This window comes from Schaalia sp. lx-100 (genome assembly GCF_021083625.1).
GTDB lineage: Bacteria > Actinomycetota > Actinomycetes > Actinomycetales > Actinomycetaceae > Pauljensenia.
The window spans coordinates 205,837-231,526 of record NZ_JAJNRP010000002.1; the positions used below are offsets into that span (position 1 = coordinate 205,837).

Genomic DNA, 25,690 nt, shown 5'->3' on the forward strand with positions numbered 1-25,690 from the left:
TCCTATTTATGCACATGATGAAGTTTATGTGAGTTACGATTCTTGGAGACTAGCGCGTGTATCATGGGTGTGTTTCATAAGTGTCTGAACAGAACAAACAGATAATGGCATGGGAGTTTACCGTGCGATACGGTTGTGAAAGCGTTGACGATGTGACTGTTTTTTACTGTGAAACCGAGAAAAATGTGCCTACACTGGTGATCTTCTAGGTTTTTCCTCCATTAGTTACACGTACCGTAAACCGAAGCCACTATTGTCGAGCGCCACTATCCCAACGGAAGGACAAACTGTGACCAGCAACTACCCACATATTCGACGCCACAGGCCCGAAGTCCTCGCCCCCGCTGGTAGTCTCGACACTCTTAAAACTGCTATCGACTTCGGCGCAGATGCTGTCTACGCCGGTGGGAAAAGCTTTGGGATGCGTACCGCCCCAAAAAACCTGAGCCTTGAAAATTTCGCAGAAGGCCTAGATTACGCGCATACACGCGGGGCTAAACTTTTCGTCACCTGCAATATCCTTCCCGCATCCGCCGAAATTGACGATATGAACCGCTACATGGCCGAACTGGGAGAAATTGGTGTTGATGCACTTATTGTCTCTGACATTGGAGTGCTTATGGCAGCCCGACAATATGCTCCCAACTGTGAAATCCACATCTCCACCCAAGCAGGCGTGACAAACTATCAAGCCGCGAATGCACTTGTAGGACTTGGCGCTTCACGAATCGTTCTTGCACGTGAACTGAGCCTCGATGACATCCGACGCATCCGCGCGAAAGTTCCTAGTGACATTGACATTGAATGTTTCGTCCATGGTTCCATGTGTATGGCGTTTTCTGGGCGCTGTCTCATCTCTCAACATACGACAGGGCGCGACGCAAACCACGGTGATTGCGCGCAATCATGTCGCTGGAAGTACCATGTCGTCGAAGAAAAACGTCCCGGCCAGTTCTTCCCCGTCGAAGTCACTGGTGATGGCACATTTATCTTTAACTCTGAAGATATGAATCTCATTGAACATGTTGACCAGATCCTAGATGCCGGTGTTACTAGCTTGAAAATTGAGGGGCGCGCCAAAAGTGCCTATTATGTTGCTGCCATGGCGAATGCCTATAAATGTGCGGTTACGGAATACATGCGTCAACGCGGATATGAGGACGAATCTGGGAAGATTCTTCAGCCTTTCACTCTGCTCAAGCAGGAAGCTTCTTCGCTCACAGGAGACAGCATCAACTCAGCAGAAGCAACGAGTGCACATGCAGCTTCTGGTTCATCCTTAAAACATGCTGATGATGTCGAAAACTCAAGCAATACACGCCAGCAAGTCATTCTTCCCCAGTGGCTGAAAGATGAACCTTATAAGGTGACGCACCGCGAATATTCCACAGGTTTCTACTTTCCAGATGCGCCGGCAAGTGAAGCGATTATCCGTGGGGGCTACATTAATGACTGGAGATGGCTAGGGACCGTCACCGGTTATGATAATACGCATGGGCGAGTTCAGCTCCTCGCAAAAAACAAAATCACGCCGGGAATGACTATTGAGTTTCTTGCGCCTTTTTCCTCTCCGACACAACTTGTCGTCCCGAGTAGTGGCTTGGTTGATGCCAACGGGGAAGCAGTACCTGAAATTAATAATCCAGCACGCTACTATGCGATTCCTTGCCCTACTCGAATCCCCACGGGAGCGATGATCCGCGCGAAAGTAGTGCGGCCAAAATTGTGATGTGTGATTGTATTTTCCCCTGAGGTGACATAAAGGAAAATAACGGTACTCACTTTTCCTGATGCTCATATCCAGTGTTTTGCTCTGATAGAACACAATATAGTTCCTGATGAGAGCCTTTATGAAAGGGGGGGGGGAGGGAATGCTGAGTATTTTCAATGAAAATGATATTGCTGAGGACGCAGCTATGTGACCTCACGGCTATGTGACCCCGCGGTGATGAATATTTTTTATGGCATGGTGCGAGCCCTTTTTCTTGCTGGGAGTCGCGGGTCTGCTTTTTACTGTTTTGGAGGGTAAACCTATTGTCTCAATCTGATGAAAGAACTATAAGCCCATAAACATATAAAACGCAGGTGGCGTGTATAAGGAGTGTACACGCCACCTGCGTTCATTTGCTTTCAACACATGACAACCATATTTACGCATGGTTCATGCGAGAAAGTTGCTGTGCAGAAATTTATTGGTCAGCCTTTTGAGCCGTAATTTGACGCTGCGCAACGGCAATACGTTCACGAATGATACGTACCAACGCGCCGGAAGCCTCACTATGATCTGCAAGCCACTGTTCACCTAGACGGATGATATCTATTGAATCGACATATCCTGCAAGTTCCGAGGGGAACATGAGGGTCACAATGTCTTCAGCAGTATGGAATGTGTGGGAGGACCATATGCTTTCAAGTGAAGCAAAATAGTCCTCAACAAAAGGCAGATACAGTTCAGGGGTAGTGCGTACTTGAGCCCAGAAACCTGACACCATAGCCCAACGGGTATCATTCGCGATTTTATGGTCCCGCAGAATAGATTCCCAAGCAGCGGACTTCACTTCAGGGAGTGCTCGTGCTGCACGTGCGGCTGCAGCATTTTGTAGACCCGTCATGGTGGAGTCTTCTGCTTCGCACGTATTGATGTCGGCTTCGGTGGCTGCGCCGGTACGTACTAAGTTAAAGAGTAGAGTCCAGCGAATATCCACATCAAGATCAAGGCCTTGCAGTGTTTGAGTACCCTCAAAAAGTGCTTTTAACGCTTCTATCTGATCTGTGGTAGTTGCATTACGCGCTGCTGCGCGGACAAATAGGCGTTGCTCATCTGAACCACTTGGTGCGGTACGAGCCAACAAAAGTAGGCCGCGTCCTACGTTTTCTTGAACAGAAGCACGTTTGTGTGGAGCAACGAAAGTATGAACAGCCTCATCAATATGACGGAGCAGCAGAGTAAGCATCTGCGCATTTGTTTCAACAGAAGCTGCATTCAATGCAAGATCAAGATAAGTGGAGGCTGGCATCTGACCGTCTCGCGTCATATCCCATGCGCACGCCATGACTACACCACGTGTGAGCGAGTCATCAAAGAGACGAATATTCGTTGTAGCAAAAGCTAAGGATTCTTCATCTAAACGAATCTTTGCATACGCCAAATCGCCATCATTGACAAGCAAAAACTCAGGACGGGCCTGCCCGCTCAATGAAGTGACCTCTGTGATAGCGCCATCTACATCGAGTTCTTCGTGCATGACGCGACGTAGCTTACCGTCTTGGGCGCGGGAATAACCTGCAATTGCAAGACGATGAGGACGTAAAGAAGAACCGGGTGTGAAAGATTCTTGCTCAATTACGACACGTGTCAACACGCCGTTATCGTCGACTTCCACAAGAGGACGTAAAACGGTGACACCAGCTTCTTCAAGCCAGACTCGTGACCAGGCAGATAAATCACGACCGGATGCTTTTTCGAGTTCGGTGAGCAGGTCGGCAAGCGTGGCATTGGCATATGAATGAGCAGCCAAATAACGTTGTAATCCCGCAAAGAAAGCATCACGCCCTACATAGGACACAAGCTGACGTAATACCGCCGCTCCTTTTGCGTAAGTGATACCGTCAAAGTTGACTTCCACATCAGCAAGATCACGAATTTCAGCTTTAATTGGGTGAGTTGTGGGCATCTGATCTTGACGCAGGCCCCAGTCCTTACGCAGCATAAATCCAGTCCAGCCGTCTACATACTGGGTGGCTTCAGCTAAAGCAAGATGGCTCATAAATTCTGCAAATGATTCATTGAGCCACAGATCATTCCACCACTTCATTGTGACGAGGTCACCGAACCACATGTGAGCCAGTTCGTGAAGAATCGTATTTGCGCGATTCTCAAGGTCACTTTCGGTGGGTCGTGTACGGAAAATGTACTGATCGCGGAAGGTGACGCACCCTGCATTTTCCATAGCACCCGCATTGTATTCGGGAACAAAGATCTGATCGTACTTTGTGAATGGGTAAGGGATTGCGTAGTGAGCTTCAAAGAACGTGAAGCCTTGGCGTGTTACTTCAAGAATACGATCAACATCTAAATGGTCACGTAAAGAACTACGGCAATACACACCTAATGGAATTTCGCGTCCGTCGGAGCTGGTCAGTGATGAAGTTTCACCAACATAGGGGCCAGCAATAATTGCTGTGATGTAGGTTGACATGACTTCTGTCGTAGCGAAACGGTAAGTCCACTGCGGTGAATTATCTTCGCCAGTATGCGCTTCTGGTTCGGGTGTCGGCGCATTGGAAAATACTTTCCATCCGGCTGGTACAGTCACAGTGAAACGGAATGTTGCCTTCAAGTCGGGCTGTTCAAATGTGGCATATACGCGACGAGCGTCGGGAACTTCAAACTGCGAGTAGCAGTATGCTTGACCGTCGGCTGGGTCAACGAAACGGTGTAAACCTTCACCGGTATGCATGTACTGGCAATCAGCATCCACGGTGAGAGTATTGTGTTCGGCTAGATCAGATAGCTCAATACGATGATCGCGATGGATTGTTGGATGTAGCTCTTGTCCGTTGAGCGTGATTGAGTGGATATTACGTGAAACAAGATCGACGAATGTGGAGGAGCCAGCAACAGCGTCAAATGTGATTGTTGTTGTGGAACGGAAATCAGTATCACCGTGGCACAGGTTCAGTACCACATCGTAATGCGAAACGGATACGACAGATGAGCGTGCAGTGGCCTCTGCATGCGTGAGATTCAGGCCCGGCATCGGTTACCTTTCTTCAGGTGTGATAGGACGGAGTACCCCATGTGGGCACTGAGTATGCGTTCATTTTCCCATGAAACACGCATTATATCCACATTGAGGTAGTGGGGGATTGGTGGTAACCCTTACCAGATGCGTACACGTGATTCGGGCTCAAGCCACAGGCCATCACCGGGTTTCACATCAAATGCTTCAATGAAACCTTCCAAGTGCTGCACAATTTGGTTACAACGAAACTCGGCAGGAGCATGAGGGTCAACGGCCAGTAATTGTTGAGCAAATTCTGGGCGGGTTTTCGTGCGCCAGATACGTGCCCATGAAAAGAAAAATCGCTGTGCTCCTGATATGCCTTCACTATCGCGTGTATGCATATCGTTTCCCGTGGTACGTAAATGGTGCATATATGCTGACCAAGCGATAGTAAGGCCTCCGAGATCACCGATATTTTCACCGATGGTGAGTGCTCCATTGACGTGAGGAATTAAAGCGGGATCTTCTGGTGTCAGCGTTAAAGGATCGGCATTTTCTGTCGCAATTTCCTGAGAAGATTCTGTGTTTTCTTTCTTTTCATAGAGTGCGCGCAGGTCAGCTGGGATGAGTGCATCATATTGTTGAATGAGGATCTGTGTGCGTTCTTCAAAACGTGTTCGATCAGCATCTTCCCACCAGTTTTCCAGATGTCCATGTGCATCAAATCGTGAGCCAGAATCATCAAAACCGTGTCCAATTTCGTGTCCAATGACTGATCCAATTGCTCCGAAATTCACGGCCTCGTCAGCGTCAGGGTCAAAAAATGGTGGTTGTAAAATCGCTGCGGGGAAAACAATTTCATTGAGTTGTGGGTTGTAATAGGCGTTGACAGTTTGCGGAGTCATAAACCATTCGGTGCGATCAACAGGGTGGTTAAGTTTATCCAGCTCTGTACGAGTTGAGTGTATGGCACACAGGCGAACAGCTTCAACAAGATTTGTTGCAGTGTCAAAATTTAATGCACTGTAATCTTTCCATTTATCTGGATAGCCAATTTTTGGCATAAAAGTGGCAAGTTTTTCTTTCGCACGGTCGCGTGTGCTTTCACTGAGCCAGTCGATTGTGTCAAAAGAACGACTGTAGGCTTCCAATAAGTCACTGACGAGTTTTTCCATTTTTTCTTTTGCTTCGGGTGGAAAATGTCGTTGAACCCATAGGCGCCCTAATGATTCACCAAGAGCACCTTCAATGAAAGAAAGTGCACGTTTCCATCGTGGACGAAGCTCTTGTGTTCCTGAGAGTGTTCGCCCATGAAAATCAAATCGTGCCTCAACAAATTGTGAGCTTAAGAAAGGTGCTCGCGTATCTGTCAGTGCAGCCAAAAGCCAGTCTTTTAGAGTATTGATATCGGTTTCTTCCCATAATTTCGCCACATTTTTCATATGTGCCGGGTGCGAAATATTGACGATATAGTTTGGATCAAAATATGCGCCTACAGCCCGTAGCCATGCCCTCCAAGGGAAACCCTGAAATTGAGCTTCAAGGTCGGTGATTGTCATGGGATTATCGTGGCTCAAAGGATCACGATTAGATACGGCATCTTGGTGATGAGCAGCAATAGCACTTTCAAAGTTAAAGATACGTTCCGCGCTTTCTGCGGCTGCTTTTTCACTGTCGTATCTTCCGTTCAGTATCAGCATACGTTGCAGCATTGTGCGGTAGGCCTCACGAATAGGTTCGTAGGCGTCTTCACGATAGTAGGCCTCATCTGGCAGACCTAAACCTGATTGTGAGAAGTTGAGTAGTGTGCGTGAAGAATCATGAGGATCTGAACCAACCCATAGGCTGATAAGACCGTCGACACCCTCGCGTTGCATTGTGCCCATTACTTTGGCAAGAGTCATATGATCGGGGGCTTGTATGATGGCGTCACGTTCTGGAATAAGAGGGGTAGCGCCTAATGCTTCCACGGTTGTTTCATCCATGAAATGTTCCCAAAGGAAAGCAATACGTGAGGCATCAGGATCGTCGATTTTTCCGGCGACAGAATCTTCACATATGCTGCGGCAACGTTCCTCTGATTGGTCGTGTAAGGCGTGGAAAGCTCCGTCGCTGGGGCGATCAGAGGGAATTGTATGCTGTGCAAGCCACGTTCCGTTGATGTAGCGGTAGAGGTCATCTTGAGGACGAATGCTCAGGTCTGCTGTTGCGGGATCAAGGAAAGAAGAAATGGCAGCATTTTTTTGATTCATAGTTGTACTTTACTTGTGTGGAGTGGGTCTGGCTGTGTGGGTGTTTAATTCTGTGGAAAAGGTGTGTTCGCCCTCCTTTTCTATGCTTACTGGTATGTAAAGGTCTGTGAGTGGGGAGTTTTATATCCCTCGCAATGTGGGGAGTAAATAAGCGAACATAAAGTGCGTGAACGGCAGATATGCCTTTGTGATCTGTCTAAAGAAAAACTAAGGAAATACGCATCATCTATATGACGTTTTTCGGGAGATAGACAATGCTGTAAAAAAGAGGTCTGCACATATGTGCAACAAGCTGTAAACGTGCGTGCATTCACTCAAAAACAAGGCAATATGGAACACAGAAAACGAGGTCTATACATCCTCATTCAATAAACCGGCAAGGGAGGCGGACGTGAAAACGCTGAAAGCTGACATCGTTGTTATCGGTGGAGGCTCCACTGGAGTCGGTGTTGTCCGTGACGTCGCAATGCGTGGATTCAGCGCCATTTTGGTTGATAAAGGTGACCTCGCACAAGGAACATCAGGGCGATACCATGGTCTCTTACACTCTGGGGGACGCTACATTGCTTCAGACCCAGAATCTGCAACAGAATGTGCAGAAGAAAACCTTATCCTCAAACGTATTCACGGTGGTGCAGTCGAAGACACCGGCGGCCTTTTTGTGACAACCAGTATTGACAGCGAAGAATACGCCGACCTGTTCCTTGAACGTGCAGCAGCAGCTAAAGTTCCCGCACAAGAAATCACTCCAGCCGAAGCCCTACGACGCGAACCGCGCCTTGACCCCGGGTTGAAACGAGCCTTCGAGGTTCTTGACGGCACAGTTGATGGATGGCAAATGGTGTGGGGAGCCGCTCGTTCAGCTATGGCTTACGGGGCTAAAATCTTGACACATCATCGAGTAACACAGATTCTGCGCGACGGGGAACACGTCAGCGCTGTTGTGTGCCACGATGAGCGTCATGGTGAAGATATCCGTATTGACTGCGCCTACGTTTTGAACTGTGGAGGCCCATGGGCAGGGCGCATCGCGGAAATGGCTGATTGTCACGGCGTGGAGGTAGTTCCCGGTGCCGGAATCATGATCGCGATGAACCATCGACTCTCGCACACTGTCATTAACCGCTGCATATGGCCTGCTGATGGGGACATCCTCGTTCCGGTACATCCCGTCTGTATTATCGGTACAACAGACTTAAGAGCGGATGATCCGGATGACTTACCGATCCTTTCCGATCAAGTTCAACAAATGCTAGATGCGGGTGAGGCACTGATCCCCGGCTTCCGCAAAGCGCGTGCAATTCACGCATGGGCCGGTGCTCGACCGCTAGTGAAAGACTCACGAGTAGCCGCTACAGATACACGACACATGGCACGTGGCATGAGTGTTATTGACCATGCAGCGCGTGACGGGGTTGAGGGGATGCTTTCTATCGCTGGCGGTAAGCTGACAACGTATCGGCTAATGGCAGAACGTATTGTCGATATTATGTGCGAACGTATGGGCGAAGAAAGGCCCTGCCGTACTGCTGAAGAAGTTGTTCCAGGCTCAAATGAAGGAACGCTTTACACCATCGGGCATCGTTTGAAAGATATTGAAGAAAATGGTCATGCCCCAGGTAGTGAACAAATGATCTGCGAATGTGAACTCATTACACGATCCATGTTGGAAAAAACAATGGATCTGTTACCTGGCGATCAATTAGACGACGTACGTCGCCAAGTGCGATTGGGAATGGGGCCGTGTCAAGGAGGTTTTTGTTCACAACGCGCAACAGGTATATCCCATGAACGTGGCGATATTTCCTGCGAACGAGCTAACGGACTTTTACGTCTCTTTTTGAAAAACAGGTGGATTGGACTGTGGCCAATTCTTAATGGAGCACAAGTACGCCAAGCGGCATTAGACCATTGGATTCATGAAGGAACCCTTGATGTTGAACACTTGCCGTATGCAGATCAGGAGGTCACGCGATGAGGGACGTCGTTGTCATCGGAGCTGGACTAGCAGGACTTGCTGCCACCCTACGACTGAGTGAAGCAGGAGCGAAAGTCACTCTTGTCACCAAAGGTATAGGGGGACTACAACTAGGGCAAGGGACAGTAGATATCCTCGGATACACGCCCGAACGAACAGAAAAACCACTTGCTGGACTTGATGAGTACATTCGTAAGCATCCGAAACACCCATACCGGCACTTCACAGCACAAGAGATCTGCAAATCAGCTCAATGGTATGCCGATATTTTAGGCTCCGATATGCTGATGGGCACACCTGAACGAAATGTGTTTCTGCCAACGGCTGTCGGTGCTTTACGTCCCACGGCTTTATACCCACCATCAATGCATGCAGGAACGATGCTTGATCGCCCTATTGCTGTTGTGGGTTTACGTCGCTTGAAAGATTTCCCTGCGACACTCATCGCAGATAACCTCTGTGCTCAAAAAGATCACAATGGGCACCCAATTACAGCCCGCGCCTTGTGGATTGATGTTGAAATTCGTCATGGCGAGGTTGATACGAATGGAGTAAACCACGCACGCTTCCTTGATACAGAAGAAGGCCGTCGCAGTTTTGTTGATGCTTTGCAGCCGCTTTTACGTGAAGGTGAAATCGTAGCGCTTCCTGCGATTCTGGGGCTCAATAACCCTCATGTGTGGCAGTGTATGCAAGAAATGCTGGGACATGACATATGTGAAATACCCGTACAGCCACCATCAGTTCCCGGTATGCGTATGAACCAAAAACTGACAGAGCTGGTCAAAAAGAAATCACGTCTGATGACAGGAACAGCGGTTATTTCCTCCGCATCTCACGGTGACTCTTTAACCTCTGTCACAGTTAATACTGCGGGACGGCAACGTGTTATTGAGGCTCGTTCTTTCCTTATTGCTGCAGGAGGATTTGAGTCGGGAGCCTTAGAACTTGATTCGTACATGCAGCTCAAAGACACAATTCTTGATCTGCCAGTCTGGGCTCCAGATGAGCCGCTTTTACATGGTGATTTTTGGGGGCCAGATCAGCCCTTATTCCTGTGTGGTTTCGATGTAGACCACAGTATGCGCGTACTGAATGAACAAGGAAAACCAGCATATGCGAATGTGTATGCTGCAGGCGGCAATCTTTGTGGAGCTACACGCTGGCGCGAAAAATCAGGTGAAGGTATTGCCCTTGCCAGTGCATTACGCGCAGCCGATTCGATTCTCGGGAGCCTGTCATGACGATTGAACACACCAATCCATTAGATATCACAATGGGGCACATTGACTTACGCGCAAGTTTAGATGCGTGTGTGAAATGCACGATTTGTGAAACACAATGCCCTGTTGCGCGTGTCACCGATCTATTCCCTGGGCCAAAATTTGTTGGACCTCAAGGGGAAAGGTACCGTAAAGAAGGAATGGTCGTCGATCATTCAATTGACTACTGTTCCTCCTGCGGCACGTGTACCTTGGTATGCCCTCAAGGTGTGAAAGTCGCAGAAATCAACCATCATGCCCGTACTGCAATGAAACAGCGTGTAGGTATTCCACTGCGTGACAAGCTGATTTCACGAACGACATTGATGGGTGCAGCAATGACACCCGTGGCACCAATTGCAAACTGGCTATTAACAGTTAAACCACTCCGTGTTGCTGTTGAAGCTGTGATTGGCATTCATCGGAGCGCCCCGATGCCAAAGGCCGCAGGTCGCACCTTTGAAGGATGGTTCAAGAAACATAAGCCTTTGCCTTCATCAGGAAAGAAAGGACAAGTTATTTTCTTCCATGGGTGTGCCGGTCAGTATTTTGAAGTAGAAACATCTATTCATTCAGTTTTAGTACTAGAACATTTGGGGTATGAGGTTCTGGTTCCTCGGCACGGGTGTTGCGGTTTGGCGTTGCAATCGAATGGTCTTTATGACGATGCCCGTAAGTACATGTCCCGTTTAACTCGTGATTTGCGTTCAGTGAACCGTGAGGCTCCCATTATCACTGCCTCCGGTTCATGCGGCGGTATGCTGAAACATGAGGCGAAAGAAATCCTTGGTATGGACACAGAAGGTTTACGCGATGTGTCTGTTCGCACGTGGGATATCAGTGAATTCTTGCTGGATCTTTATGATCGTGGTGAGTTGGATATGAATATGGACAGAATCGATGTCACTATCCCGTACCACGCACCTTGCCAATTGAAATCAACAGGTATGGGGATGCCAGCCATTGAACTGATGGAGCTGATTCCGGGTGTGAAGGTTGTGGAATCAGGACAGCCATGTTGCGGTATTGCGGGAACATATGGTTTGAAGAAAGAAAAATACGATATTGCTCAGGCAGTGGGACAACCTGTTTTTGATTTCATTAAACAGGTAAATGCTGAGCTTGCGGCATGTGATACAGAAACATGTCGCTGGCAGCTACGTACCTCAACGGGAGCAAATGTGGTGCACCCGATATGGTTGTTACATAAGGCTTATGGTTTGCCAAATGGCTGAATCTTACCGGTAGGAAAATGCTGCGCCCTTCCGCCTTCGTGTGCGAGCGTATTCTCATGCGGGAGGGAAAAGAAAAGAGAGCTTTTTTGAACAAAGGCTCTCTTTTCTGTGCAGATTGCCATACGCCACGTGTCCTACCTTGCCTCACGGAAAGGGCAGAGCACTGCTACCATTACATGCAGCATTGATCCGGCTTTCTTACGGAGAAAGATATCACCGGGGAGCTATTCGGAAGAACAGCGTGTACAGGCCAGTACATCGCTCAGTAGAACCGGACGGGTACGCCCGATATAGCGGCGAATGAGAGGCTTCTGTTCTTATCGGATTATGAAGCAAGCGGGGTGGTACCGCGGGTGTGTGACGACGTCACTCCTCGTCCCTGTGTGTAATGCAGACATGAGGACACAATGACGAAGCACGGATATTACCCACGCCATAGGGAAACTGAGGTTGAGGCAGCTCCCTCATTCCCTCAACTTGAAACGAGCACCCTTGCAACTTGGGCAGCTCAGGACACTTTCCGTCGGTCCATTGCACAGCGTGTGGCGGGAGAGGCCGGGGCAAATGAATTCGTTTTCTACGATGGTCCGCCCTTTGCTAATGGCTTACCTCACTACGGTCACCTCCTGACGGGATATGTGAAAGACGTTGTAGGCCGCTACCAGAGTATGCGAGGTAAGCATGTAGAACGTCGTTTTGGTTGGGATACTCATGGTTTACCCGCTGAACTAGAAGCACAGCGAATCCTTGGCATTGATGATGTCACCGAAATTACCCGTGAGGGCGGAATCGGTATTGAAGCTTTTAACGAGGCATGTCGTCGCTCTGTTCTGCACTACACCGATGAGTGGGAACGTTATGTGACTCGTCAAGCACGGTGGGTTGATTTTGATAATGACTACAAAACCCTTGACATCACGTATATGGAATCAGTCATTTGGGCTTTCAAAACACTGTATGACAAGGGTCTGGCCTATCAAGGGCACCGTGTCTTGCCTTATTGCTGGCATGATCGTACTCCTTTAAGTAATCACGAACTTAAAATGGATGACGACGTATATCAAAATCGTCAAGACACTACCGTGACGGTAGGTATGCGTTTAACAGAGCCATTACTTGCAGATAGTGATACAGGTGAGTTGGTGTTGATTTGGACAACAACACCGTGGACTTTACCTTCTAATCTTGCAGTTGCCGTAGGTCCGAATATTGACTACGTGGTGGTGCAGGTAGCTGCGGATCAGTCCTCGCCTGTTGCTGGTCAGCGTGTTGTCTTAGCTCAGGCTCGCCTTGAAGCATATGCGAAGGAACTGGGGGACGAACCACAGGTCCTTGCTCAATTTAAGGGGTGTGATCTTGCAGGCCGTCGTTATCATCCTATTTTTGACTATTTTGATAATGAGGATTCACGCGCGGTAGGTGCAGCTCCCGGACCTAATGGCTGGACAGTTATTACCGGTGATTATGTTTCAACTGAGGACGGTACGGGTCTGGTGCATATTGCCCCAGCTTTTGGTGAAGATGACATGATTGTCTGTCAGGAAGCGGGGATTTCTCCTGTTATTCCTGTCGATGAGGGCGCGTGTTTTACTTCAGAAGTTCATGATTATGAGGGAATACAGGTTTTTGAAGCCAATAAGCGTATTGTGACAGATTTACGCGAGGGGACAGGACCGTTAGCGCGAGTATCTGATAGTGCTCGTGCTCTCTTGGTACAAACAAAATCCTATGTTCACTCATATCCGCATTGCTGGCGTTGCCGTCAGCCACTCATCTATAAAGCCATTTCATCGTGGTTCGTTAAAGTGAGCGCTATTCGTGAGCGTATGGTTGAACTGAACCAAGAAATCGACTGGGTTCCAGCACATACAAAAGATGGTATTTTTGGGAACTGGTTAGCTGGTGCCCGGGACTGGTCTATTTCACGTAACCGTTTCTGGGGTGCTCCTATCCCTGTATGGGTCAGTGATGATCCAACATATCCACGTGTGGATGTGTACGGTTCGATTGCTCAGCTTGAAGCTGATTTTGGTGTTCCTGTTACTGATTTGCATCGTCCTTTCATTGATACTTTGGTTCGTCCTAATCCTGACGATCCGACAGGGCAATCAATGATGCGTCGTATTCCTGACGTTTTGGACTGCTGGTTTGAATCAGGGTCAATGCCTTTTGCTCAGGTTCATTATCCTTTTGAAAATCAAGAATGGTTTGAATCGCATTATCCGGGTGATTTCATTGTGGAATATATCGGCCAGACTCGTGGATGGTTCTATGTTCTGCATGTTTTAGCGACGGCTTTATTTGATCGACCGGCATTCCGTCACTGTGTGTCCCACGGTATTGTCCTTGGTGATGACGGGCGGAAGATGAGTAAATCACTGCGTAATTATCCGGATGTGTCGATGGTTTTTGACACATATGGATCTGATGCGATGCGATGGTTTTTGATGAGTTCGCCGGTAGTACGTGGCGGTAATCTCGTCGTTACTGAGGATGCTATTCGTGACACGGTACGTCAGGTATTGCTTCCTATGTGGAATAGCTACTATTTCTTCGCATTGTATGCGGGTGCTGCAAATGGAAATAAAGGGTATGAAGCCCATACTCTTGATCTTTCAGATCCGCAGGTTGTTGCGGGGCTGGCGCAAATGGACCGCTATTTGCTTGCACATACGCGAGATTTGGCTGACCATGTACGTGAAGCTCTTGATGTGTATGACATTGGGGCTGCGTGTGAGTATGTTCGTGAGTATTTGGATGTGCTGACAAACTGGTATGTGCGTACACAGCGTCAGCGTTTCTGGGATGAAGATCCTTCAGCTTTTGACGTACTGTACACGGCTCTTGTCGTATTGACTCAGGTGAGTGCGCCACTTGCGCCTTTACTGGCAGAAGAAATATGGCGAGGCCTAACCGGTGGTGAATCTGTTCATTTGACGGATTGGCCTCTTTTGCCTCAGACCGTATCTGACCCACATATGGTAGAAACCATGGATATGGTGCGTGCTGTGGTTTCAGCTGCCCATGCTTTGCGTAAAACTCATTCTTTACGTGTCCGCCAGCCTTTAGCTTCTCTTGTGGTGGTATCACCAATGGCAGAGTCATTGAGCCAGTGTGCTGATCTGGTAGCAAGTGAAGTGAATGTCAAGTCTGTCAATTTTGTCGTACCGGAAGAATCTGGTTTGGTCGTTTCTAACGAGCTTTCTTTGAATCCACGTGGATTTGATCCGGCTATTCGTCGTTACACTTCAGCGCTGTATGCTGCTCAAAAAGCAGGGCAGTGGGAGTTGAGCGATGATGGCGAGCGGGTTATTTTCCCGGGTGTGGAAACACTGGATGGGCCTGTGATTTTGACAGGTGACCAGTTCTCCGTGTCGATACGTGTTGATGCTGTTGAAGGGCAGGTTACTCAGGTTCTTCCAGATGGATCTATTGTCGCTCTTGACACTACTGTGACACCTGAGCTTGAAGACGAAGGGTATGCGCGTGACGTTGTTCGTGCGGTTCAAGAAGAACGTAAGAACAGTGGGCTGCATATTGCTGATCGTATTGATCTGACCTTGAAAGTGCCTTCCGCTCGCGTGGAAGCTGTACGTACCTGGCAGGACATGATCGCAGGGGAAACTTTAGCTGTGTCTGTGACGATTCATGAAGTCGAGGATGAACGTTTATTTGTGAGTGTTGCCCCTTGCTAGGGCTGCAATGACATGTGAGCGTTTTATGTACTTCATGTGCATATAACGGCTATGGGCTGGGGGTTGCCTGTATAAGGCAGCCCCCAGTTTTCGTTTTCTTCCTCACAGGTTATCTTCTGTTTTGAGTTTTTGTTCTTCACATACTTCTGAGGTAGGGATAGCACTAAACTATGGGAAGGAAAGAGAAGAAATTTTGGGAGGACGTAATGGCGAACGAGCATCCTGCTTTTTTCGGTAATGACGAGCAGGAGTCACAGGGAAATATTCCTTTAGATCTCCTCCCGTACCTTGAAGTTTCTCGTGCTAACTCTGATGAAGAAAAATCGCAGATTCAATCCGAAGACGAATCCGATGCGGTGCGTGCGGCGGCTTTACGTGCTTTAGTGGAAAATTCTTTGCTTATCGGTTCAGATCCGCAGCTTTTAGCTGAACTTGAAGGAAAACTTCCTGAAGGTGAAGAATGGATAGAAGATATTGAGGCTGATCGTCAAGAACGTGAACATCTTCAAGCTTTAGATGCGGCCGCTGAAGATGCTGCATTGATGGAACAAGTGAATCAGATTTATCAGTCGGTGATTGCGCGCGCCCCTGAACACGATATTGACCCGACATTATCGCGTGTACAGGCGGTTCTTGATATCTTAGGAGATCCGCAGAATACGTATCCGAGTGTGCATATCACGGGAACGAATGGGAAAACTTCAACGTCGCGTATGGTCGATGCTTTACTTGGTGCGGCAGGAATGAAAGTGGGGCGTTTTACTTCACCTCATCTGCGTGATGTACGTGAACGTTTGAGTTTAGAAAATCAGCCGATAAGTCCTGCTGGTTTTATTGCAGCCTGGCAGGATGTAGCGCCCTACATTGATATGGTGGATGCGCGCGCTCGTGACAATGGTGGAAGCACTTTGTCCTTTTTTGAAGTATTTACTGTGATGGCTTTGGCAGCTTTTGCTGATTATCCGGTTGATGCGGCAGTCATTGAAGTAGGTATGGGTGGACGCTGGGATGCAACAAATGTGATCGATGCGGATGTCAGTATCATTACCTCTATTTCGCGAGATCATGAAAAATGGTTGGGAACTGATATCTGTGATATTGCCCGCGAGAAAGCCGGTATCATCAAACCTGGTCAAGTTGTTGTAATTGCCGAGCAAGATCCTGAGGTCTTGGAGATCCTACTGGCCCGTGCTAGGGAAGTGGATGCTGTAGCTCGGGTGGAAAAGCGAGATTATGAGGTTGTTGATCGTCAGCTTGGTGTGGGTGGGCAACTGGTAACAGTGCGTACGCCTTCAGCGGTATATGAAGATGTTTTTGTTCCGCTCTTGGGACAGCATCAGGCTCATAATGCTGCTGCTGCGATTGTAGCTGTTGAGGCTTTTCTTGGGGGCCGTGCTATCGATGGACGTCTTTTGGAAGATGGCATGTTACAGGTAACATCACCGGGGCGTCTGCAGGTTATTCGTAGTTCACCGACCATTATTGTGGATGCTGCTCATAATCCTGGCGGAGCTCATGTATTGGCGCAGGCTTTAGAGGAGTCTTTTGGTTTCCGTCGAATTGTTGGAGTTTTCTCTGCAATGGGTGACAAGGATGTGGAAGGTATTCTTTCTGAGGTTGAGCCGGTATTTGATCATCTTGTTCTTGTCCCTATGGATGGTGAACGTGCGATGCAGTTAGAAGATATGCAACGTATTGCTGTTGATGTTTTTGGTCCGGATCGTGTGGATGTTCATGATGATTTGGTCGAGGCAATTGATCGTGCGGTTCATATTGCAGAATCTACAACTGATCCTGCTGATAGCGCTGGTGTTGTTGTTTTTGGATCTGTTGTTTTGGCTGGTCATGTGATTGATATGATTCAGGCGCGCAAAGGTAAGTAAAAGCTTTTTACTGTTTTATGTAAAGAATTGTTGCATTCCTTGCCGTGTTGTGGATATATTTCTCTTATAAACGAATAAATTATGAAATAAATGTTTCAGATGTTCAGTATGTGTTCACTAAAAAGAGAAAATGTTCATGGTGTTCATGAGGTGGGATACTTCCCTCAGTGACACTATTAGAGTACGTCTTTGTGAGTAGATAGCTCACACGATTGCGAGGAGGCAATATGAAAAAGCTTGTAAATGATGTTCACCATGTCGTGAAAGAAACTCTTGAAGGATTTGCGCACGCACATGCTGACCTCGTTGATGTTCATTTTGATCCCGACTTTGTTACCCGCAAGACTCCGAAAGAAGCAGGAAAAGTTGGCATTATTTCCGGTGGCGGTTCAGGTCATGAACCATTACACGCAGGATATGTTGGCCTTGGAATGCTTGACGCAGCAGTTCCGGGAGCAGTTTTCACCTCGCCAACACCGGATCCAATTCTTGAAGCAACAAAAGCCGCAGATCATGGGGCAGGTGTTTTGCATATCGTCAAGAACTATACCGGTGATGTGTTGAACTTTGAAACTGCTAGTGAATTGGCGGAAATGGAAGATATCACCGTGACAACTGTCATCGTTAATGATGACGTAGCTGTAGAAGATTCTTTATATACAGCAGGACGTCGAGGAGTTGCTGGAACAATTTTTGTTGAAAAAATTGCCGGTGCTGCAGCAGAACGTGGTGATGATCTTGAATCAGTGACACGTATAGCTCAGCAGGTCAACGATCAGATGCGTTCGATGGGACTCGCATTGGGTCCATGCACTGTTCCTCACGCAGGAAAGCCTTCTTTCGATTTAGCTGATGATGAAATTGAGTTAGGCATTGGCATCCACGGGGAACCAGGATATCGTCGTGGACACATGGAATCTGCTGATGACTTAATTGCTGAACTTTACGGAAAAGTTCGTGATGATCTTGAGTTAAAAGCAGGCGAAAAAGTCATTACCCTCATTAATGGTATGGGCGGGACACCTTCTAGCGAACTGTACATTTGTCATCGGCGTTTAGTAGAGCTACTTGAAGCCGATTCAATTGTTATTGAACGCTCAATGGTCGGTAACTATGTCACCAGCCTTGAGATGCCAGGTGTTTCTGTTACCTTGCTTCGAGTTGATGAAGAACTGCTAGAACTCTTTGATGCGCCGGTTCATACGCCGGCTTGGAAGTAAGGACATGTATATGACGCTTGACACAACATGGGCGATAAAATGGATGCGTAATGTTCAAGCTGATATTGCTGCTCAACGTGAGTATTTAATCGATCTTGACCGAGCAATCGGTGACGGCGATCATGGTGAAAACTTAGATCGTGGTTTTACTCATACGATATCAGTGCTTGAAAATGAAGCTCCGCAAACAGTTCAAGAAGTCCTGAAAATCGTAGCGAAAACTCTGATGTCAACCGTTGGAGGGGCAGCAGGACCTCTATACGGTACAGCTTTCCTGCGTGCAGCAAAAGCTGTAGATCCGCATGAACAAACAGCAGACACAGTTGTTACTTTCCTGCAAGCCGCACTTGAAGGTATTCAAGCACGAGGCAAAGCAGAAGAAGGCGAAAAAACAATGGTGGATGCATGGGCGCCCGCTGTGCGAGCAGCACGGACAGCCGCCGAAGCAGGGCAAAGCCCACAGGAAACCTTGAAAGCTGCAGCTCAAGCAGCACACCAAGGAGCAGCGGATACACAACCTATGCAAGCAACAAAAGGACGCGCATCCTACCTTGGGGAACGCTCCATCGGACACCTAGATCCGGGAGCCGTCTCATCTGCCCTTATTCTGAACGCGGCATACGCAGCAACAGAGGAATAAAAATGGCATGTGTTTCTTTTGTTCTGGTCAGCCACAGTATGCAACTAGCGCAGGGGCTTGCTGAACTTGCAGCTCAAATGGCTCCTAACGTGCATATCCTGCCGGCTGGAGGCCGTGAAGATAACGGACTTGGCACCTCATATGATCGTATTGACATGGCAATCAACACGGCACTTTCACATGTGAGTGAAGAAGTAGATGGCGGAGTCCTTATCCTCACCGATCTAGGGTCGGCAACAATGACAGCAGAATCTGTTGTTGAAATGTCAGATACCCCTGAAAAGCTTGTTTTGGTTGATGCGCCTCTTGTCGAAGGAACAATCGCGGCGGTAGTACGTGCGCAAATCGGTGACACCTTAGATAAAGTTGTTGAAGCTGCACGTCAAGCGGCATCACAATGGAAACCGCAAACACCAAAATATTTTTCGAATTCCGTATCGCCCTGCATAAATAAGGGGATGCCAGATGAAACTGTAAATACTGATGAACCTGCACCTATCACTGCGCAAGCGGTAGTTGCAGATCCTGAAGGATTACATGCACGACCTGCCGCACTTTTGGCTCGTCTGGCCTCGACATTCGATGCAGAAACTTTCGTTGATGGGGCAGATGCATCCTCCGTTCTCGAAATTATGACCCTTGGCGCACGACAAGGACAGACTGTAACGGTGAAAGCAACTGGCATCGATGCTGAAGTCGCTGTCACTGCTCTGGTTCGACATATTGAAGGACACGACACCGATACATAAACCGACAAAAGGCTGCGTGTATTCCCATAGAAAATCTATGGGAATACGCGCAGCCACCTACTCAGGAAAGGCAAAAATATGCCCACACCGGATTTACTTGACCCTCAAAAAGAACACACACTGCTTCTTGTAAAACCAGATGGTTATGCCCGAGGCCTCACAGGAGAGGTGCTTCGCCGTATCGAAGCAAAAGGCTATGTCCTCAAAGGCCTGAAAATTAAAAAAGCAAGTACTGCTCTCTTAACTGAGCACTATGCTGAACATCGAGAAAAACACTTTTTCCCAGATCTTTTGGAATACATGAGTTCAGGACCACTTGTTGCATGTGTCGTTGAAGGCGATCGTGTCATTGAAGGAATCCGTAATCTCATGGGCGCAACAAATCCTACACTGGCAGCTCCAGGGACTATTCGTGGTGATTTAGGACGAGACTGGGGCGGATCTTCCGTATTCAATATTGTCCACGGGTCGGACTCGCCAACATCAGCAGAACGCGAGATAGGCTTGTGGTTCCCTGAACTTGTGTTCCACGATTAAGCGAAATTCCTCAACATTTTGCTCCCTGACTCTACAAAAAGCTCAGGGAGCATTATTCTTGTGGCGTGCACCTCAAAACTTTGACTTTGCGTGGCTTCAAATCTTTTGCCGGCACAACGACGATGCGTTTGGAACCAGGAATCACCTGCGTGGTCGGTCCTAATGGTTCAGGAAAATCAAATGTCGTGGATGCTCTTGCATGGGTGATGGGCGAACAAGGCGCCAAAACACTACGTGGCGCACAGATGTCAGACGTGATCTTTGCGGGTACATCCACACGCCCTGCATTGGGGCGCGCACAAGTGGAACTGACCATTGACAACTCTGACGGGTTACTCCCCATTGAATATTCTGAGGTGACAATTTCACGTACTCTTTTTCGAGGTGGCGGCTCAGAATATTCCATTAACAATGCTCCTGCCCGTCTTTTAGATATACAAGAACTCTTGTCAGATACTGGTATGGGCCGACAAATGCACGTCATTGTTGGACAAGGACAGCTCGATGCAATCCTGTCTTCGACTCCTGAAGAACGACGAGCATTTATTGAAGAAGCAGCAGGAGTGCTCAAACACCGCCGTCGAAAAGAACGCGCACTGAAAAAACTCAGCGACATGGATGCTAATCTTGTGCGCGTTTTGGATGTGACTCATGAAATCCACCGGCAACTTGGCCCTCTTGCTCGGCAAGCAAAAGCTGCGCGTCGTGCGCATCGTGTTCACGCAGCTTTACGTGACGCACAATCACGCCTCCTTGCCGATGACATCATGCGTGCACGTGAACAACTCGAAGCACATAATGGTGACAATGAGGCAACCCGTTTACGCCTCGCACAATTACAAGAACAAACGGCGCAACTGAGCGAAAAATTACGCGAATGTGAACAAGCCGAAGCGCACTTTGCACCCGCCGTTGATCGGGCAACACAAGCATGGCAACGCGCTATGACCTTACAAGAGCGTTTAGGGGCGACACTGCTAGCCGCACAAGAACGCCTTGCGCTTCATTCAGATGCGTATGATCCTCCTGTAGGCGATGACCCACATGACTTGGAAGAACGTGCCCGTAAAGCAAGTCAAGAAGACGCGGAACTACTTGAACAAGTAGAAGCACAACGACAAAAACTCCTCCAAGCTACTCGTACGAAGGAATTGTGTGAAGCTGAAGAAAATGATAAGGCGCAGCGTTTAGCTCAAGCTCATCGTGCGTTAGCAGATTATCGGGAAAAAATAGCGCGTCTGACAGGCGATATGGCGTCAGCTCGTTCACGATATGAAGCAGCTCAAGCAGAAGCCGAACGCGCACATACGGTTCTTCGTGAAGCGATTACACGACAAGAAGAAACACAGTCGCAGATCCCGCCCCAGGAGGAGGAATCTGTTTACGCAGATGAAAACTCTGCGGCACATGCTCACACGCGCGCAATTGAAAAACGTGATGCGGCACGCGCTCAGGTTGATACGCTCCTTATTGAAGAACGTGAAGCGCGTACAGATAGGGCACATTGGCAGTCACGTCGAGATGCTTTAGCACAGTCCCTCACACCACACGATGCAACAGCGCATTTGATTGGACGCGCAGGAATTATGGGTGATATCCCTACTTTTTTGCGTATCACAGCCGGATATGAAGATGCGATTGCTGCCTTATTAGCTCCTTTTGCTGATGCGGTGCTTGCGGATACGCTTGCAGTGGCTATTGACGAGCTTCGGCGTGGTCATCAAGAATCAACGGGACGTATGCGAATGGTGATTGCTAATCGTAGCGTTCCTAGCACGCAAAGACACAGCACACCTCAGCCTGATTTACCGCATGGAACGCGCTGGGCGATTGAATGTGTTCACGTTGATTCGGTGGCTTACTCGTATGTAATGGAGATGCTGCAAGGTGCTGTAATCTGTGAGGACCTTGAACAAGCCGCACAGCTACTTAAACGTGAAGATGTGCGTACAGTTGTGACACAACACGGTGATTGCCTGAGCCAATGGTGGGTTACTGGGCAAGGCCAAGCCACAAGCTCTCCTTTAGCTTTACGTGCTCACTATGATGAAGCTGCTGCTCAGGCAACGGCCGCTCACGAACGAGAAAAGCAGGCTGCAGCGCGCCTTATTGAAGCTCACGAGATTTTAGATCTTTACGTGAAAGAAGCGAATGAGGCTTTACGTGCCTTACGTGAGGAGGATGCTGAACGTGCGAAAATTGCGCAGGAACGTGCGCGATTGATGTCAGCTGCGCAAGCGGCTTCAGCTGAAGCTGAGCGTGCTCGTTCCATTGCTCAGCGAGCGGATGACCAAGTAGCGTGGGCACATGAACGTGTGGAAGAAGCGCGTATACGTGTGGAAGCGGCCTCTGCCCTTACTCCACCAGAAGATGTCACACATGTGCAACAAATGGCTGAAAGTGCCGCGCAAGAAGCGCGTTCTGCCAGGGAAAATGAAACACAAGCAAAACTGACATTACGTGCTTTAGAAGAGCAATCACGACAAATACAGGCGCGTGCGCGGCATTTACGGCAAAGTGCTGCGCGAATGCGTGAGGAGCATGAGAATTATCGTCGTCGTGAAAGTAAACGCCAACGCCTTTTAGATCATACTCGTTCAGTGATTGTGCGTGTTGAACATGCAATTGAGGCAGCTCAGATGACGGTATCGCGTGCGACCTGTGCTCGTGACCAATTAGCGAAGGAACGCAGTGACATATCAGAAAATATTTCGCGTTACCGTCAAAAGTTGTCGGAGTGTCATATACAAGAAAATGAATTACGTGAGGCTGCTCAACGTGATGAAATTGCTCGTGCTGAATTGCGTATGCGCCTTGAACATGTGCAAGCGCGTGCCCTTGAAGAATTGGGATGCGAAAGTGATGAGCTTGTTGAACAGTATGGTCCGCATATCCTGGTTCCGGCGTACCTCGTTCAAGGAAACCATTCTTTTGATGCAGAGCCACCCCAAGAAGGTGAATCTGTGGAAATGGTTCCTTATGTGCGTCAACAACAAGAGAATGCGCGTGAACGAGCACAAAAAGAACTGACACGAATTGGTCGTGTGAACCCATTAGCTTTAGAAGAACATGAAGCTTTAACTCGTCGTCATGAGTTTTTAGTATCGCAAGTCCAAGACTTAAAGAAATCAAAAGCCGATTTATTGGATATCGTTCGTGACGTTGATCGTCTTGTTCAGGAAGCTTTTGCTCGCGCGTGGAATGAAACTGCGGAACAATTTGAATCTGTTTTTTCTACTCTTTTCCCCGGAGGACAGGGGCGTTTGGTATTGACTGATCCTGAGGATATGTTGACCACGGGTATTGAAATTGAAGCTCGCCCTGCAGGAAAAAAAGTTAAACGACTTTCGCTGCTTTCTGGTGGTGAACGTTCTTTGGCAGCTTTGGCTTTTCTTGTGGCAATTTTTCGTGCCTGTCCGTCACCTTTCTACGTGATGGATGAGGTCGAAGCTGCCCTTGATGATGTGAATTTGTCACGTCTGATTGAGGTATTTCGTCAGCTTCAAGAAACCAGCCAATTAATTGTTGTGACCCATCAAAAACGTACAATGGAAATCGCAGACGCCTTATACGGTGTCACAATGCGTGAAGGAGTGACACGGGTCGTATCGCAACGATTAAAACAGGTGGATGAAACACATCGCACAGCCTAATTATTCAAAAGGGGCAGCTGTCGGATTCGATCGTTGAAGTGTGGCCTAGCTGCGAGATTCTTTTAACGAAATGATTACGAAGCGTGTCATGCAGGAAAAAAGCAGATGAGAATGCTTTCATGTAAACATGTCGGGGTTCTTTGTTCAGATGCTCGCTATTCCTTTGCTTTTCTTTGGTTTTGCAGGGATCATGCTTGCTGTCATGGTTTTACGTCGCCATTCGATCAATGAGTGGCATGCAATACTGCGTCGTGCTTTTGCTTCGTTAAAACATGCGCCAAAAATATCGACAGACGTTGAGACGAGGCGCACATCACTAGCTTCTGTGTGGAGTACAGAAGCTGAAACTGGTTCGGCCTACTTAAATGCCACACAAATACCAGGATATGAACAACTTGAACAAGTCGCTGACAGGCTTGAAACAACATATAGGAATGTGCGTCGTTCGTGATCCCAGTGGTGCAATTTGCTGTCTGTGGGAGATGATGTACGTATGGACACCTTCTCCCTTCTTTTTTACGTGTTAATCGCAATTGCTCTTCTACTTGTTCTAGTCGGCTCTTTTCTCTGGATTTATTCTGCGTATCGTCAAAAAAATAATCACGCGCAACAGCATCAGAGCGCTCCTACGCAGGGGAGTAGTACTGCACAAACTACTCCTACCTCATCGATAACGATAAACGTCGACGAACCGATAGATGAAACGGACGCGGAAAGCAGATCTGCTCATTGTGATGAAGAAAAGTCTGCATCACCTGAAGAAATCTTCACTCCTACTGAAGAACCAGAATCAGTTCCTTCCCGCATGGAACGTTTACGAGGTCGTCTTGCACGTTCGGGTGCTATCGGTAAAGCTCTGCTTTCAGTTTTGTCGCGCGGGGATCTATCAGAGAGGGACTGGGAAGAACTCGAAGATACGCTTTTATCCGCTGATCTTGGTTTTTCTGCTACAGAAGAACTGATGGACGCTTTACGCACACGCGTCCGTGTGGAAGGAAAAACCGATAGTGCAACGGTGCGTTCCATGCTGATTGAAGAACTAGAAAAGGTAGTTGACCCGGCACTTGATCGAAGCCTCCATATTGATGAACGAGTAAGCGATGGGAAAAAATTACCTGCCACTATTCTTGTTGTTGGTGTGAATGGAACAGGGAAAACAACCACTATTGGTAAACTCTCACGTATCCTCGTGGCGCAAGGCCACAGTGTTTTATTAGGAGCTGCTGATACTTTCCGAGCTGCTGCGGCTGCTCAGTTGAGCACATGGGGATCACGTGTAGGTGTGGACGTGATTTCTGCTGAGCGTGAAGGCGCAGATCCTGCGTCAGTTGCATATGAGGCTGTCCATGAAGGTATTCACCGTGGTGTTGATGTTGTTGTTGTTGATACCGCTGGCCGCCTACAAAATAAAGCAAGTTTAATGGATGAGCTGGGCAAAGTACGTCGCGTGATGGAAAAAGCTGCTCCGCTGAATGAAGTGCTTTTAGTGCTCGATGCAACAACAGGACAAAATGGACTTGTTCAAGCACGCGTATTTGCTGAAGCTGTCGGAGTAACAGGCATTGTCTTGACGAAACTTGACGGTTCAGCAAAAGGTGGAATTGTCGTTTCTGTTCAGCGCGAGCTGGGGGTGCCTGTCAAATTTGTTGGCCTGGGTGAGGGCGTTGATGATCTTGCGCCATTTGATCCGCGGGGGTTTGTTGAAGCAATTGTTGGGGAATAATTCTTTTTGGATAGAACTGTTTCCTCCGTATATCCGTATAGTTGCGCTTTTTCTAAGTTCTCTTACGGAAAACCTCATGAACTTCTTCATATCTTCTATGGAGAGGAGCGTGCACGGATAATGGCTGCGCTATGAG

Annotated in this window: 15 protein-coding genes; 13 read left to right on the forward strand and 2 right to left on the reverse strand. The window is 48.1% G+C overall.

What is annotated here, in order from left to right; all coding sequences use genetic code 11:
- Positions 1 to 289: 289 nt before the first annotated feature.
- The gene (locus tag LRP54_RS02360; protein ID WP_231234819.1) at positions 290 to 1,729 is read left to right on the forward strand and encodes a peptidase U32 family protein; all 1,440 of its coding nucleotides are present in this window, start codon (positions 290 to 292) and stop codon (positions 1,727 to 1,729) included.
- 460 nt (positions 1,730 to 2,189) lie between these two features.
- Here the strand turns inward: LRP54_RS02360 and pepN are convergent, their stop codons facing one another.
- Both pepN and LRP54_RS02370 read right to left on the reverse strand, forming a co-directional pair.
- Positions 2,190 to 4,760 carry an aminopeptidase N gene (gene pepN, locus LRP54_RS02365; RefSeq protein ID WP_231234820.1) on the reverse strand — a complete coding sequence of 857 codons (2,571 nt, stop codon included), beginning with the start codon at positions 4,758 to 4,760 and terminating at the stop codon, positions 2,190 to 2,192.
- A 122-nt stretch (positions 4,761 to 4,882) separates the two neighbouring features.
- The gene (locus LRP54_RS02370) at positions 4,883 to 6,979 is read right to left on the reverse strand and encodes a M13 family metallopeptidase (RefSeq protein ID WP_231234821.1); all 2,097 of its coding nucleotides are present in this window, start codon (positions 6,977 to 6,979) and stop codon (positions 4,883 to 4,885) included.
- Positions 6,980 to 7,370: 391 nt separating this feature from the next.
- On the opposite strand from LRP54_RS02370, the gene glpA reads away from it, so the two are divergent.
- From glpA to ftsY, 12 genes are all read left to right on the forward strand, one after another.
- Positions 7,371 to 8,957, forward strand: coding sequence for an anaerobic glycerol-3-phosphate dehydrogenase subunit GlpA (glpA, locus tag LRP54_RS02375; protein WP_231204800.1), 1,587 nt, complete (start codon positions 7,371 to 7,373; stop codon positions 8,955 to 8,957).
- A complete protein-coding gene (gene glpB, locus LRP54_RS02380; protein WP_231234822.1) occupies positions 8,954 to 10,201 on the forward strand; it encodes a glycerol-3-phosphate dehydrogenase subunit GlpB in 1,248 nt (415 codons plus the stop codon). The genes glpA and glpB overlap by 4 nt, the downstream gene beginning before the upstream one ends.
- A complete protein-coding gene (locus tag LRP54_RS02385) occupies positions 10,198 to 11,454 on the forward strand; it encodes an anaerobic glycerol-3-phosphate dehydrogenase subunit C (RefSeq protein ID WP_231234823.1) in 1,257 nt (418 codons plus the stop codon). The genes glpB and LRP54_RS02385 overlap by 4 nt, the downstream gene beginning before the upstream one ends.
- Positions 11,455 to 11,861: 407 nt before the next feature.
- Positions 11,862 to 15,149: an isoleucine--tRNA ligase gene (gene ileS / locus LRP54_RS02390; RefSeq protein ID WP_231234824.1), complete on the forward strand. Its 3,288-nt coding sequence runs from the start codon at positions 11,862 to 11,864 to the stop codon at positions 15,147 to 15,149.
- 206 nt (positions 15,150 to 15,355) lie between these two features.
- The gene (locus LRP54_RS02395) at positions 15,356 to 17,032 is read left to right on the forward strand and encodes a bifunctional folylpolyglutamate synthase/dihydrofolate synthase (RefSeq protein WP_231234825.1); all 1,677 of its coding nucleotides are present in this window, start codon (positions 15,356 to 15,358) and stop codon (positions 17,030 to 17,032) included.
- Positions 17,033 to 17,259: 227 nt separating this feature from the next.
- Entirely contained in the window at positions 17,260 to 18,252 is a 993-nt protein-coding gene (gene dhaK, locus LRP54_RS02400; protein ID WP_231204811.1) for a dihydroxyacetone kinase subunit DhaK, read from the forward strand.
- A gap of 10 nt (positions 18,253 to 18,262) precedes the next feature.
- The gene (gene dhaL, locus LRP54_RS02405; RefSeq protein WP_231234826.1) at positions 18,263 to 18,892 is read left to right on the forward strand and encodes a dihydroxyacetone kinase subunit DhaL; all 630 of its coding nucleotides are present in this window, start codon (positions 18,263 to 18,265) and stop codon (positions 18,890 to 18,892) included.
- 2 nt (positions 18,893 to 18,894) lie between these two features.
- Positions 18,895 to 19,641 carry a dihydroxyacetone kinase phosphoryl donor subunit DhaM gene (gene dhaM, locus LRP54_RS02410; RefSeq protein ID WP_231234827.1) on the forward strand — a complete coding sequence of 249 codons (747 nt, stop codon included), beginning with the start codon at positions 18,895 to 18,897 and terminating at the stop codon, positions 19,639 to 19,641.
- A 78-nt stretch (positions 19,642 to 19,719) separates the two neighbouring features.
- Positions 19,720 to 20,178, forward strand: coding sequence for a nucleoside-diphosphate kinase (gene ndk, locus LRP54_RS02415; RefSeq protein WP_231204818.1), 459 nt, complete (start codon positions 19,720 to 19,722; stop codon positions 20,176 to 20,178).
- Positions 20,179 to 20,243: 65 nt separating this feature from the next.
- Positions 20,244 to 23,831 carry a chromosome segregation protein SMC gene (smc, locus tag LRP54_RS02420; protein WP_231234828.1) on the forward strand — a complete coding sequence of 1,196 codons (3,588 nt, stop codon included), beginning with the start codon at positions 20,244 to 20,246 and terminating at the stop codon, positions 23,829 to 23,831.
- Between the two features lie 127 nt (positions 23,832 to 23,958).
- Positions 23,959 to 24,282 carry a hypothetical protein gene (locus tag LRP54_RS02425; protein ID WP_231204822.1) on the forward strand — a complete coding sequence of 108 codons (324 nt, stop codon included), beginning with the start codon at positions 23,959 to 23,961 and terminating at the stop codon, positions 24,280 to 24,282.
- Between the two features lie 42 nt (positions 24,283 to 24,324).
- A complete protein-coding gene (gene ftsY, locus LRP54_RS02430; RefSeq protein ID WP_231234829.1) occupies positions 24,325 to 25,554 on the forward strand; it encodes a signal recognition particle-docking protein FtsY in 1,230 nt (409 codons plus the stop codon).
- Positions 25,555 to 25,690: the final 136 nt, after the last annotated feature.